The following is a 13,082-nucleotide window of genomic DNA, read 5'->3' as shown; positions in this document are numbered from 1 at the left end:
CCAAGTTCGAAGTGATCTTGACCGCCTGGGCCGCACCCGGGATGAACAATCCCGCCGACCCGGATTCGCCCACCGGAACCATTGACGCCGACGGCATCGACGCCGAGGCTCTGGCGGCGGCGCGGGGCCGGGATCTGCGCAGTGCCGCCCAACGCACACACGACGCGCTGCTGGCGTTGTGCGACTACGTTCTCGCCCACGGCGGACTCGGTGCACCGAACCGGATACCAGCCGAACTCGTCATCACCGTCACCGACCAGGAACTCGCCGCCCACGCCGGCATCGCCCTGACCGCCACCGGCACCCGCATTCCGATCGGTGAACTCGTGCGGCTCGCTGCCGAGGCTGTGCCGCACCTGGCCGTCTTCCGCAATCACACCAGCGAAGTCCTCTACCAAGGCCGCGGTGCACGCTTCGCGAGTAAGGCGCAGCGGTTGGCGTTGTTCGCCCGCGACCGCGGCTGCACCGCCCCCGGCTGCGACCGACCCTTCGCCCAAACCCAAGCCCATCACGCACCGGACTGGATCACCCCGGCCGGACGCACCGACATCGACGCCCTCGGCGCCGCGTGCGGGCGCCACAACCGCGCAGTCGGCACCGCACGCGGACAGTGGGAGACCACGATCCTCACCGACGGACCCCACGCCGGACGCATGGCCTGGCGACCAGCCACCACCGACCACCCCTGGCGCCTGAACCCCATCCACCACGCCGGACAAGCACAATCGCTTCACCCGCGCGCGCAGCGATCGCGGGGGCTGCCCCGCCCGATCAGTTCGGCAGGACCACCAGGCCGTGCGGCCGCGAGTTGACCGGTTCACAGCCGTCGGCTGTCACGATGACGATGTCTTCGATACGTGCGCCCCAGTCGCCGTCGAAGTACACGCCAGGCTCCACGCTGAAGGCCATGCCCTCCCGCAGAACGTCCGCATTGCCCGCGACGATGTAAGGCTCCTCATGCACCGACAGCCCGATCCCGTGGCCGGTCCGATGAATGAACCGGTCGCCGAGTCCCGCGTCCACGAGGATGTCGCGGGCCGCGGCGTCGACGCTCTCCGCGGAGACGCCGGGCCGGACCGCAGCGACCGCGGCCGCCTGCGCCCGTTCCAGGACCGCATAGGCCTCGGCGACGTCGGCGCGCGGCGGGCCGAAGCAGTACGTGCGAGTGGAATCGGAGTTGTAGCCGGGCTCCACCGGTCCGCCGATGTCGATCACCACCACGTCGTCTTCGGCGATCACGCGATCGGAATGCTCGTGATGCGGATCGGCGCCGTTGGGCCCGGACCCCACGATGATGAACTCCGCATGAGTGTGGCCCTCGGCGCGAATCGCCGCATCGATATCAGCCGCCACCTCCGCCTCCGTACGGCCCGGCTTCAGAAACTCGGCCATACGCGCGTGAACGCGGTCGATGGCCTCTCCCGCCCTCCGCAGTGCTTCCAGTTCGGCGTCGTCCTTGATCATCCGCAACTCGCGCAGCACCGGCGTCGCCAGATCCGGGGCCACCGAGGTCCGGCGCGCGAACGGGATGAGATGCAGCGCGGGCAGACTGTCGGACACCGCCAGACGCGCCGACTCACCGAGTCCGTCGAGGGCCAGCGCGTACGGGTCATCACCGTCCACCCAGTCGGCTATGCGCAGGCCCAGTTCGCCGATCGCCGACTCGCGAAGAGCCGCCAGTTCGAGCCTCGCGGTCACCACCCACGCCTGCCCGCTCGCCGGAATCACCAGAGCTGTCAGCCGCTCGAAGGTCTCGGCCGTCGATCCCGTCAGATACCGGAAGTCGGGTCCGGTCCCGACAATGATCGCGTCGTAGCCCGCATCGCGGGTGAGATCGGCTGCCCGTCGCAGACGGCGGGCATACACCTCGGAGTCGAATCTGGTCGCCATGCGTTCAGGGTATTTCACCGGCGGTGTGACAAGGTGATGACCATGACCGGATCATTGATGCTCCTCGACGGAGCGAGCCTGTGGTTTCGTTCGTTCTACGCGCTGCCGGAGAAGATGACCGCACCCGACGGACGCCCGGTCAACGCGGTCCGGGGGTTCGTCGACACGATCGCGGCGCTGGTCACCGCACATCGCCCCACACGGCTGGTGGTGTGCCTCGACCTCGAATGGCGACCATCGTTCCGAACCGATCTGATCCCGTCGTACAAGGCGCACCGGGTCTCCGACGGCGGCGACGGCGCCGAAGAGGTTCCGGAGACCCTCACCCCGCAGGTCGACATGATCCTCGACGTGCTGCGGTGTGCGGGCATCGCGACTTCGGGCGCTGCCGGCTGCGAAGCCGACGATGTCATCGGCACGCTCGCCTTCCACGAGGCCGACGACGAGGTGCTGGTCGTCAGCGGCGACCGCGACCTGCTGCAGGTAGTCGCCGACGATCCGGTCCCGGTCCGCGTGCTGTACGTGGGCAGAGGACTGGCCAAGGCCGAACTGATGGGCCCGGAGGAGGTCGCCGCCAAGTACGGAGTTCCGCCAGAGCGCGCGGGCGTCGCCTACGCCGAGATGTCGATCCTCCGGGGCGACCCTTCGGACGGGCTTCCCGGCGTTCCCGGGATCGGCGAGAAGACCGCCGCGAAACTGCTCACCCAGTTCGGAAGCCTCGACGCGCTGGAGGCAGCGGCCTACGACGACCGGACCGCCGTACCGACACGGGCTCGGAACTCGATCCGCGATTCGAGGGACTACCTGGCTGCGGCCCGCACAGTGGTCGCCGTACGGACCGACGCCGACACCGTCGACAGCACCGAGACCGATGCGCTACCCACGGCGCCCGCGAACCGGGACGGACTCGACGCCCTCATCGCCGAGCTCGGCATCGACGCTTCGATCGCGCGGCTGGCGAAGGCGCTCGAATGGTGATCGGGAGCCCGCAGCACGGCCGGCGGGCGGTCGGTCCCGCGCGTCAGTTGGTCGGACGCGAGACCTCGTAGGTGCCCTTGTCGTCCTTGACCGTGACGGTGACGTGCTTGTTCTCGCCCTTCACCTTCACCGAGCAGGTGAACACGGTTCCCGCCTTCACTTCCTGACCACTCGGGCACTGGACGTCCTTCACGTCCGACAGACCGTATCCGTCGTCCTGGTTCTTCGCAGTCAGCACCTTCATGACGCCGTCCTGCACCGCGGACTGATTGAACGTCTTCGTGACCCATCCCGGCCAGACGAACGCAGTGAGCGCCACCACGGCCGCGATGAGGACCAGCACGCCGACGATGACGCCGATCAGCTTCCCGGTCGCCTTCTTCGGCGCGGGCTGCGCGGGAGCGTACGGGTTGAGAGTGGGATCGCCGCCGAGCGGCGGAGCCGGCGGCTGCTGCTGACCGAACGGGGCCTGCGCATACGGCTGCGGCTGACCGTACTGGGACTGACCGTACTGGGGTTGCCCGTACTGCTGCTGATATCCCTGCCGCGCGTACGGCTGCTGGCCGTACGCCGGACCCCCCTGCGGAGCACCGGACGGAGCGCCGTACTGGCCCGGCTGCCAGCCGGTCTGCGTCTGCCCCGCCTGTTCCTGCCCCGGCTGCCCGTGCCCCGGCTGCGGCTGACCCGGCTGCGGCTGACCGATCTGTTCGGTGGGGCCCGCGAATGACTGCTGATCTCGCTGCCACGGGCTCTGCTGCTGTCCCGCCGCGTCCGGACGTCGCACCACCGTGGTCTCCTCGTCCCCCGGCTGCCCCGGAGCGGTGGGCTCGTTTCCGTTCGTCATGTCGCGCCTTCCTCCTCAGCAGATGCCACCTGCGGCCGTGGCTGGTGTCACGTTACCGCAGCGACTCAATCCAATTCGGAGGCGACGACCCCGCGTTTGACACCCTTGACCGCCCGTGCCGCAGCCACCGCGAGACCGGTGTCCGGATCCACGCTGCCTCGGATCTGCTCCAGCAGATCGATGACCTGGCGGTTCCACCGAACGAAGTCGCCAGGTGAGAGCAACTGTCCCCGTTCCGACGCGGCCAGCAAGGCTTCCCGCAGCGACCGGCCCGAGGCCCAGGCACCGATGGCGACACAGAATCCGGTGTCGGGTTCACGCGTCTGAACGACTCCGTGTCGCTCCTGCACGTCGTTGGTCGCCTGCCACACGTCGACCGTCGCGAGGAGGGACTCCCGCAGCGCCCGGTCGCCGGGCATCGAGTCGACACCGCCGCTGTAGGAGTCGCGCCGCGACTCGTACACCATCGACGACACCACGGCGGCCAGGTCCGGCGGTGAGAGCCGGTCCCAGATCCCCGCACGAATGCACTCGGCGACGAGCAGGTCGCTCTCGGAGTAGATCCGTCGCAGAACCGCGCCGGTCGGCGTCACGACCAGCTCCCCGGAGTCATCGGTCTCGAGATACGACAGTTCGGTCAGCACACCGGTGATCGCGTCGAACTCGGTCTCGAGTGCCGCGGTCCGTTCGTCCACCGCTCGTTCGAGACTGTCGATGTCGCGAAGCAGCCGGTGACGACGTTCGGACAGCCGGTGCAGATCGTCGATGCCGTTGAGCTTGTGGACCGGGTGCTTGCGGAGCCGGTTGCGCAGTTCGGTGAGCCGCAGATCGTGCTCCGACAGCTCCCGCTTCTTCTTGTTGCGTCCCCGTGGCCGCGCGATTCCGCTGGAGCGGATCAGCTTGACCAGTTCGCGTCGGCCCTGTGCGCTGCGCCGATTCGCCGACTTCGGTATCCGCAGGTGTCCCAGCACCTCGGGCGGATTGACGAAGTCGCGCACGCCGACCCTGCCGGTCCAGCCGTCCTCGCTCAGCACCAGCGGTTTCGGGTCCACATCCATGGCCGCGCGCTCGAGCACCAGTGCCAGTCCGCGGTGCCTGCCGTTGTTCAGGCCGATCACGTTGCCGGGCTTCAACGACAGCAGATCCTCGGACACCGCCTCGGACGCCTCCATCCGACGGACGAACTTGGCCGCGCGTTCGTGCCTGCGGATGTCCTCGCGAAGCGAGACGTATTCGAGGAACGACTCGGGGGCCAGCCCCTTCCGTTCGGCCGAGTGCTCGAGTTCGGCGTCCACCTTGCGGAGCGTCATGCGGGCGCGGTCGAGTTGCCGCGCCTGACCCACCACCGATCTGTCGGTCTGGAACTGCGCGAACGACCGTCGGAGCAGATCGCGCGATCCGTCCACCCCGAGCCGATCGATCAGGTTCATCGCCATGTTGTATTCGGGGGCGAACGAGCTGCGCAGGGGAAAGGTCCGTGCTCCCGCCAGGCCGGCCACCCGGTCGGGGGCCACTTCGGGAGTCCAGACGACCACAGCATGTCCTTCGACGTCGATCCCGCGTCGTCCGGCGCGGCCGGTGAGCTGGGTGTACTCCCCCGGCGTCAAGTCGACGTGCGCTTCGCCGTTGTACTTAACCAGGCGTTCGAGGACCACGCTGCGCGCGGGCATGTTGATGCCCAGCGCCAAGGTCTCGGTCGCGAACACCACCTGCACGAGTCCCTCGACGAACAGCTCTTCGACGGCCTGCCGAAAGGTCGGCAGGAGTCCTGCGTGATGGGCGGCGAAGCCGCGGCGCAGGCCGTCGCGCCACTCGTCGACCCCGAGAACGTCAGCATCACCGGGGGCCAGCGCCGAGAGATGGCGGTCGACGATCGCGTCGACGGCGGAGACCTGGTGCGGCTCGAGCAGATTCAGGTCCGAGCGCAGACACTGCGCGAGCGCGCCGTCGCAGCCCTTGCGGGAGAAGATGAAGGTGATCGCGGGCAGCAGCCCGTTCTCCTCGAGGAGCCGGATCAGTCTGGGCCGCGAGACTCCGGTCCCGCCGCGCCGGCGTTCGCGCGCCAGACGTTCGCGGTAACCGCCGACAGCGTCGTCGGACAGCAGGCGGTGCTTGATGAAGCGGTTGAGCTCGGGGTTCACCTGCTTCGGATGCTTGCGGTCGAAGAGCTCGAACATCCTGTTTCCGACCAGCATGTGCTGGTGCAGCGGTACCGGCCGGTGCTCGTCGACGATCACCGCGGTGTCGCCCCGGACCGTGGTGATCCAGTCGCCGAACTCCTCCGCGTTACTCACCGTCGCCGACAGGCTTGCCACGCGCACCGACGGATCGAGCCCCAGGATCACCTCCTCCCACACGGCGCCCCGGAAACGGTCGGCGAGGAAATGCACCTCGTCCATCACCACGTGCGAGAGGCCCTGCAACGACGACGACTCCGCGTACAGCATGTTGCGGAGCACCTCGGTCGTCATCACGACCACCGGTGCCCCCGAGTTGATCGAGTTGTCGCCGGTCAGCAGTCCCACATTCGCCGCACCGTGCACGTCGACGAGGTCGTGGTACTTCTGGTTGCTCAGCGCTTTGATCGGAGTGGTGTAGAAGCACTTCGTCCCCTGCGCCAGCGCGAGATGCACGGCGAACTCACCGACGATCGTCTTGCCCGCGCCCGTGGGGGCGCACACGAGCACGCCCTGCCCCGCCTCCAGAGCGGCGCACGCCTCCCTTTGGAAGGGGTCGAGTCGAAAGCCGAGTCGAGCGGTGAACGCCGCTAGTTGCGGGCCGGGGCCGGAGAAGTCGTCGGTGGTCATCACCTACAGGATGTCATCGAATGCGCCCGGAGTCCGAACGGATCGACGCTCGCTCGACGCGCCGATCGGTCCCGCGGGCTCGATGGGTGCCGGACGGCCGACGTCGTCGGTCACCGGGGCGGAGCCGTCGTGTTCGAGCGGCGAGGCCTGATCGTCGGGCACGCTCATCCAGTCGGGATCGCGGCGGGCCTTGCGGCGGTCGTGGAAACGGGCGATCTGAATGGCCATCTCGAGGAGCACAGTGAGCGCCGCCGCCAGCGCCAACATGGTGAACGGGTCCTGGCCGGGTGTCACGACCGCGGCGAAGACGAACATCGCGAAGATGAGCCCGCGGCGCCACCGCTTGAGTCGTTCGTAGGTGAGCACTCCGACCAGGTTCAGCGCGACGATCAGCAGCGGAAGCTCGAAGCTGATGCCGAAGAGGATCAGCAGGTGCAGCATGAAGCTGAAGTACTGGTCGCCCGCGAGCGCAGTGACCTGAACGTCGTTGCCCACCGTCAGCAGGAAGTGGAACGCCTTCGACACCACCAGGTAGGCCAGCACTGCGCCGGCGACGAAGAGGACGCTCGCAGCTGCGACGAAGCTGATGCCGTATCGACGCTCGTTCTTGTGCAGCCCCGGTGTGATGAAACGCCAGATCTGCAGCAGCCAGATCGGGCATGCGAGTACCACGCCCGCGGTCAGGGCGACCTGAAGGCGCAGCATGAACTGGTCGAACGGCCCGGTGGCCAGCAGCCGGCATTCGCCGTCGGGGGTCAGCGAGGCGCGGGTGGACGCCGGGAGGTCGCAGTACGGACCGCGGAGGAGCTCACCCAGTGACTCGATCCGCCACACGCCGTGGCTGTACCAGACGAAACCGATGACGGTGGTGACCGCGATCGCCACCATCGAGATGACGAGCCGGGTCCTCAGCTCGTAGAGGTGCTCGGCCAACGGCATCGAGCCGTCGGGGTTGACTCGGCTCCGTCGCTGCCGGGGGTCGAGACGGGCGAGTGAGAATCGCTTGCGCACTCCGGTGGTGCGCGGCTAGGCCGTCTTCTTGTCGGATCGCGTCGCCTGGTCGGCGGGATCCGGACTCGGCTGAGGTGCGGTCGGCAGTTCGCGCGCGGTCTCAGTGGTCTCGGCGGACGGCTTGCCGTCGCTCTGCATCTCCTGGATCTCCGATTTGAAGATGCGCAGCGACCGGCCGAGGCCGCGAGCCGCCCCGGGGAGCTTGGCCGAGCCGAACAGCAGCACGAGCACGAGCAGAACGACCGCCCAGTGCCACGGCGACATCGCACCCATAATTCAACCCTTCGAGAGTAAACAGTCTCAGACGTGTTCGAGTCTACCGAACAGCGGCGTCATCGGCGCGCCCAGATTCGTCGGCCGGTACTGCGGTCAGGGACCGTACCGGCTCCGCGCAGCCTTCGCGGTGCTCGCGATCAGCGACGTCACGCCGTCGACGTCGCTACGAACCCGCACGCGCCCGCCGAATCCGAGCACGAATCGCGCGAGCCACTGGGGCGAGCCGTAGCGGATGGTCGCGGTGATCGGCTCGGTCGGCTCCTCGGAGAGTTCGTCGTCGGGCTCCGCCGCGAAGTACTCGAGCAGCCAGACCGCCTCGGGATCGATCTCGATGTGCGCCGTGGGCAGTTCCCCGGTGAGCGCGCCCAGATCGGTCGGGTCCGTCCGGTGGAGGGCCTCGACCGGAGGCTGCGAGACCTCGCCGGTGCCGTGCGCCGACTCGATCCGGTCGAATCGGAACAGGCGCACGCCCTCCGACGACCGGCACCAGGCCTCCAGATAACTGTTGCCGTCCACCGCCCGGATGCGGATCGGATCGACGGTCCGCTCGGTCACCTCGTCGCGACTGGCCGTGTAGTACGTGATCCTCAGCGACTGGCCGTCCTCCAGGGCCTGGCGGATGACGCCGTCGACGGGCGGTGCCGGAGCGGCGGGCAGGTCGGCGCTCACCGCGCGCCGCGTGGTACCCATCGCCTCCTCGATCTTCGCGATCGCGCTGCGCACGGCATCGGCGTCGACCGCTCCCCGTGTCTCGGAGAGCATGTTGAGCGCCATCAGCAGCACGTTGGCCTCGGGGCCGGTCAGCCGCAGCGGCCGGTCCATTCCTGCGGTGAAGACCACGCTGACGTATCCGTCCCAGAACTGGATGTCGATGAGGTGTTCGGGACCGTAGCCCGGGAGACCGCACACGTACAGTTGCTCGAGATCGGTCTGCAATTGGTGTTCGCTGACGCCGAGGTCGTCGGCTGCGGTCGACACCTTGATTCCCGGACGGGCCAGGAAGTACGGCACCATCGCCAGCAGACGCGACAGCCGGCTCGGATTGGCGTCGCTCATGCGCTCACCTCCGCCGCGATCAGGCGGTCCAGGTCGGCGACCACCTCCGCGCGCAGATCGTCCGGTGCGAGCACCACCGCGTCGGGTCCGGCGGCCAGGATCACCCTGCGCAGCCCCGACCGCGAATGGATCTCCACGGTCAGCAGATCTCCGTCCTCGTCTCCGAACCGCTGCGGGACCGTCGACGTCGCCATCCGCCGCAGGCCGTGCGCCCGACCGGCGGCGGCCCAGATCTCCGCGGTGGCGCCGCCGTCCGCGGTCGCCACGTCGACCGCCTCGTTCACGATCGCCTGGATGTCGACCGTCGCCGGCACCACCACCGATCCCGCATCGCCGAAGGCTTCGACATCGGAGATCCGGGAGATCCGGAAGGTCCGCACAGCTCCGCGGTCGCGGTCGTGTCCGGTGACGTACCAGCGTCCGCCGCCGCCGGCGATCCCCCACGGTTCGAGGGTCCGCGTCTTGCGGCCTTTCGACGAGCGGTGAGTGAAGGTGACCGGGCGGCCGGCGTCGATCGCCGAGAGCAGATCGGTGATCGTGCGTTCGTCGCCCAGTGATCTGGTGGCGCCGCCGAGGGTCACCACCGATTCGTCGTCGGGAACCACTTCGATCCCCGCCGCGCGGAGCTTGAGGACCGCGGTCTGGAAGACGGCCGCCACCGAGGGATCGCGCCAGAGCGCCGAGGCCGCGGCCACGGCGGCCGCCTCGGCACGATCGAGGGTGATGTCGGGCAGCGCGTACTGGTCCGGATCGATCCGGTAGCCCTCCTCGCCCTGCGGGTTGCGGCCGGTCTCGACGGGAATGCCCATCTCTCGCAGCAGCGCCTTGTCGCGCTCGAGCATCCGCTTGAACGAGTCGTCGCTCCGGTCCGACTCCATGTATCCCTGCACGTTCGCACGCACATAGGTTGCGGGGACGTACGTCCGCGCCGACATCAAGCAGACGACGAGGTTGACGAGTCTCTCGTTCTTCGCAGTCACGCGTCCACTTTAGGCGTCACATCGACGCGATCAGCCGATCGACGCGCTCATCGACGTTCCGGAACGGGTCCTTGCAGAGCACGTTCCGCTGCGCCTGATCGTTGATCTTCAGATGCACCCAGTCGACGGTGAAGTCTCGTCCCGCCTTCTGGGCCGCGGTGATGAAGTCGCCGCGGAGCTTGGCCCGGGTGGTCTGCGGCGGCGTCGAGGTGGCCTCGTCGATCGCCTCGTCGGTGGTGACCCGTGCCGCGAGCCCCTTGCGGGACAGCAGGTCGAAGACGCCGCGGCCCCGGCGGATGTCGTGGTAGGCCAGGTCGAGTTGCGCGATCTTCGGATCGGTCAGTTCCATCGAGTACTTGTCCTGGTAGCGCTGCATCAGCTTGCGCTTGATCACCCAGTCGATCTCGGTGTCGACACCGCTGAAGTCGTCGCGCTCCACGGCGTCGAGGACACGGCCCCACAGGTCCACCACGCGATCGAGCGTCGGGTCGGGCGTGCGCGTCTGCAGGTGCTTGACGGCCCGCGCGTGGTACTCGCGCTGGATCGCCAGCGCCGTCGCCGTCCGTCCGCCCGCGAGCCGGATCTCGCGCCGGCCGGTCGGGTCGTGGCTGATGTCCCGGATCGCGCGGATCGGGTTGTCGAGCGCGAAGTCGTGGAACGAGATCCCCGACTCGATCATCTCCAGCACCAGCAGTGCGGAACCGACCTTGAGCATGGTGGTGGTCTCGGACATGTTGGAGTCGCCGACGATCACGTGCAGCCGACGGTACTTCTCGGCATCGGCGTGGGGCTCGTCGCGTGTGTTGATGATCGGCCGCGACCGGGTGGTCGCGGACGAGACGCCCTCCCAGATGTGGTCGGCGCGCTGCGACAGGCAGTAGCGCGCCTCGTGGCCCACCGAGAGCACCTTGCCCGCCCCGCAGATCAGCTGGCGCGTCACGAGGAAGGGCAGCAGCACATCGGAGACCCTGCCGAACTCCCCCACCCGGCTGACCAGGTAGTTCTCGTGGCATCCGTAGGAGTTGCCCGCGGAGTCGGTGTTGTTCTTGAACAGGTAGATGTCGCCGCCGATGCCCTCGGCCACCAAACGTTCCTCGGCGTCGACGAGCAGTTCCTCCAGGATCCGCTCGCCCGCACGGTCGTGCGTGATCAGTTGCGCCACCGAGTCGCATTCGGCGGTGGCGTACTCGGGGTGAGAGCCGACGTCGAGGTACAGCCGCGCACCGTTGGTGAGGAAGACGTTCGACGACCGGCCCCACGCGACGACGCGCCGGAACAGGTAACGCGCGACCTCGTCCGGGCTGAGGCGACGCTGTCCCTTGAACGTGCAGGTGACACCGAATTCGGTCTCGATGCCCATGATCCGTCGTTCCACGGCGCTCACTCCTCGAGGTAGCCGGCGATGTCGGTGCGGCGCAGCCGCTTGAACGCCCGCCGCGGTCGGTTGCGATCCAGGATCGCCACCTCGACGTCGGCGGCGGTGAGTGTCGGTGCGGCGGCGGTGTCGCCGTTGGCCGACTCGGCCGGTGTGGACAGTGCGCGCACGGCGATCTGCAGGGCGCGCGGCAGCGGAAGGTTCGGCTCGTATGCGTCTTTCATCGCCGCGTTGATGGGTTCGGTGCTGCCGCCCATCACGATGAACGAGGTCTCGTCGACGATCGATCCGTCGTAGCCGATCCGGTAGAGCTGCGACGGGGTGGTGCGTCCGGCCCGGGCCACCTCGCCGACGCAGAGTTCCACTTCGAAGGGCTTGGCCTGCTCGGTGAACACCGCGCCGAGGGTGTTCGCGTAAGCACTGGCCAGCGACAGTCCGGTCACGTCGGCGCGGTCGTAGCTGTAGCCGCGCAGGTCGGCCATCTGGATGCCGGCCTTCCGCAGGCCCTCGAACTCGTTGTACTTGCCGACGGCCGCGAAACCGATGCGGTCGTAGATCTCACTGACCTTGCGCAGCGTGTTCGACGGATTGTGCGCCACGAAAAGGACGCCGTCGGCGTAGGTGAGCGCCACCACGCTGCGGCCCCGGGCGATGCCCTTGCGCGCCAGCTCCGAGCGGTCTCGCATGATCTGCTCGGCGCTCGCATAGTACGGAAAAGTCATGCGCGCTCCCCTGTCTGGCCGGCCGGCTCGGACGGTGCCGTACCCGACGCCGCCGCGCTCCTGCGGCGGGCGACCACCGCCTCGGCCGCACTCTCGATCTCCGCTTCCGCCACCAGGTCGGCGCCCTCGGCGCTCACCCGGGCGGCGGTCGGGAAGATCCGCCGCACAAGGTCCGGGCCACCGGTCGCGGAGTCGTCGTCGGCCGCATCGTAGAGCGCCTCGACCGCGACCGCCAGCGCCTCGTCGGCGGACAGGTCCGAACGGTACAGCTTCTTCAGAGACGATTTCGCGAAGACCGATCCCGAGCCGATCGCGTCGTAGCCGCCGGTCTCCTCGTGACGGGAGCCGGCGACGTCGAACGAGAAGATCCGGCCCCGTGCGCCCGCGTCGGCTTCGGCGTCGAAACCGACGAGCAGGGGGATCGCGGCGAGCCCCTGCAGCGCAGCGCCCAGGTTGCTGCGGACCATCGTCGCCAGGCGTGCCACCTTGCCGTCGAGGGTCAGCGGCACCCCTTCGATCTTCTCGTAGTGCTCCAATTCGACGGCGAACAGCCGGACCATCTCGATCGCGATGCCCGCGGTGCCCGCGATACCCGCCGCGGAGTATTCGTCGGTGACGTACACCTTCTGCACATCACGGGTGGCGATGAGGTTGCCCATCGTCGACCGGCGGTCGCCGGCCAGCACCACGCCACCGGGGTAGCTGACCGCGACGATCGTGGTGCCGTGCGGGATCTGCTCCACGCCGGCCCGGCCGCCACCGTCGATCATGTTGTGCGGCAATCGATCAGGCGCATGAACGCGCAGGTACTCGGTGAACGACGAGATCCCGCCGGCTCCAGCCTCGCCCGGTACCGAGATCACTGCCCGCCCTTCTGGACGTAGGCGCGGACGAAGTCCTCCGCATTCTCCTCCAGCACGTCGTCGATCTCGTCGAGTAGATCGTCGGTCTCGCCGGTGAGCTTCTCTCTCCGCTCCTGGCCGGCCGCACCACCACCGATCGCGTCGTCATCGTCGCTGCCGCCGCCTCGTTTGGTCTGCTCCTGCGCCATGTTCGCCTCCTGAGAAGAGAATGTTGTGACTTCAACCCTACCGGTGGGCGCGGTCCCAGCGTCGCCGACGCGTCGGTCCGGTCGGCGATCGT

The 13,082-nt window shown here is 68.4% G+C and carries 13 protein-coding genes; 2 read left to right on the top strand and 11 right to left on the bottom strand.

Annotation, left to right across the window (positions count from 1 at the left end):
* Positions 1-812 (top strand): HNH endonuclease signature motif containing protein (locus ABFX36_RS14785; protein WP_346076990.1); only part of this gene is annotated, 812 nt, incomplete at its 5' end.
* Here the strand turns inward: ABFX36_RS14785 and ABFX36_RS14780 are convergent.
* Positions 772-1,890, bottom strand: coding sequence for a M24 family metallopeptidase (locus ABFX36_RS14780; RefSeq protein WP_006894944.1), 1,119 nt, complete (start codon positions 1,888-1,890; stop codon positions 772-774). The two genes, ABFX36_RS14785 and ABFX36_RS14780, sit on opposite strands and share 41 nt — an antisense overlap.
* A gap of 42 nt (positions 1,891-1,932) precedes the next feature.
* On the opposite strand from ABFX36_RS14780, the gene ABFX36_RS14775 reads away from it, so the two are divergent.
* Positions 1,933-2,868 carry a 5'-3' exonuclease gene (locus tag ABFX36_RS14775; protein WP_346076988.1) on the top strand — a complete coding sequence of 312 codons (936 nt, stop codon included), beginning with the start codon at positions 1,933-1,935 and terminating at the stop codon, positions 2,866-2,868.
* Between the two features lie 43 nt (positions 2,869-2,911).
* Here ABFX36_RS14775 and ABFX36_RS14770 read toward each other — a convergent pair whose 3' ends face one another.
* The 10 genes from ABFX36_RS14770 to ABFX36_RS14725 all read right to left on the bottom strand — a co-directional run bounded on the left by ABFX36_RS14770 (position 2,912) and on the right by ABFX36_RS14725 (position 12,990).
* On the bottom strand, positions 2,912-3,712 hold the full coding sequence (locus ABFX36_RS14770; protein WP_346076986.1) for a DUF4333 domain-containing protein: 801 nt from the start codon (positions 3,710-3,712) through the stop codon (positions 2,912-2,914).
* Between the two features lie 65 nt (positions 3,713-3,777).
* Positions 3,778-6,519, bottom strand: coding sequence for a DEAD/DEAH box helicase (locus ABFX36_RS14765; RefSeq protein WP_346076984.1), 2,742 nt, complete (start codon positions 6,517-6,519; stop codon positions 3,778-3,780).
* A gap of 3 nt (positions 6,520-6,522) precedes the next feature.
* Complete coding sequence (tatC, locus tag ABFX36_RS14760) at positions 6,523-7,530, bottom strand: twin-arginine translocase subunit TatC (RefSeq protein ID WP_006894939.1); 1,008 nt, start codon at positions 7,528-7,530, stop codon at positions 6,523-6,525.
* A gap of 15 nt (positions 7,531-7,545) precedes the next feature.
* Positions 7,546-7,803, bottom strand: a complete 258-nt coding sequence (gene tatA / locus ABFX36_RS14755; protein WP_006894938.1) for a Sec-independent protein translocase subunit TatA — start codon at positions 7,801-7,803, stop codon at positions 7,546-7,548.
* A gap of 96 nt (positions 7,804-7,899) precedes the next feature.
* Positions 7,900-8,862 carry a helix-turn-helix transcriptional regulator gene (locus ABFX36_RS14750; RefSeq protein ID WP_062367480.1) on the bottom strand — a complete coding sequence of 321 codons (963 nt, stop codon included), beginning with the start codon at positions 8,860-8,862 and terminating at the stop codon, positions 7,900-7,902.
* Positions 8,859-9,842, bottom strand: a complete 984-nt coding sequence (locus ABFX36_RS14745) for a helix-turn-helix transcriptional regulator (RefSeq protein ID WP_346076981.1) — start codon at positions 9,840-9,842, stop codon at positions 8,859-8,861. The genes ABFX36_RS14750 and ABFX36_RS14745 overlap by 4 nt, the downstream gene beginning before the upstream one ends.
* 16 nt (positions 9,843-9,858) lie before the next feature.
* Positions 9,859-11,217, bottom strand: coding sequence for a Pup--protein ligase (gene pafA, locus ABFX36_RS14740; RefSeq protein ID WP_006894935.1), 1,359 nt, complete (start codon positions 11,215-11,217; stop codon positions 9,859-9,861).
* Positions 11,218-11,222: 5 nt separating this feature from the next.
* A complete protein-coding gene (gene prcA, locus ABFX36_RS14735; protein WP_006894934.1) occupies positions 11,223-11,939 on the bottom strand; it encodes a proteasome subunit alpha in 717 nt (238 codons plus the stop codon).
* Entirely contained in the window at positions 11,936-12,802 is an 867-nt protein-coding gene (gene prcB, locus ABFX36_RS14730) for a proteasome subunit beta (protein WP_278127336.1), read from the bottom strand. The genes prcA and prcB overlap by 4 nt, the downstream gene beginning before the upstream one ends.
* Positions 12,799-12,990, bottom strand: coding sequence for a ubiquitin-like protein Pup (locus ABFX36_RS14725; protein ID WP_006894932.1), 192 nt, complete (start codon positions 12,988-12,990; stop codon positions 12,799-12,801). Before ABFX36_RS14725 ends, prcB begins: the two co-directional genes overlap by 4 nt.
* Positions 12,991-13,082: the final 92 nt, after the last annotated feature.

Source organism: Gordonia cholesterolivorans (genome assembly GCF_039531975.1).
In the GTDB taxonomy this organism is placed as follows: domain Bacteria; phylum Actinomycetota; class Actinomycetes; order Mycobacteriales; family Mycobacteriaceae; genus Gordonia; species Gordonia sihwensis.
The sequence above is the reverse complement of the archived record's forward strand: the minus strand, read 5'-3'. Positions and strand labels throughout refer to the sequence as shown.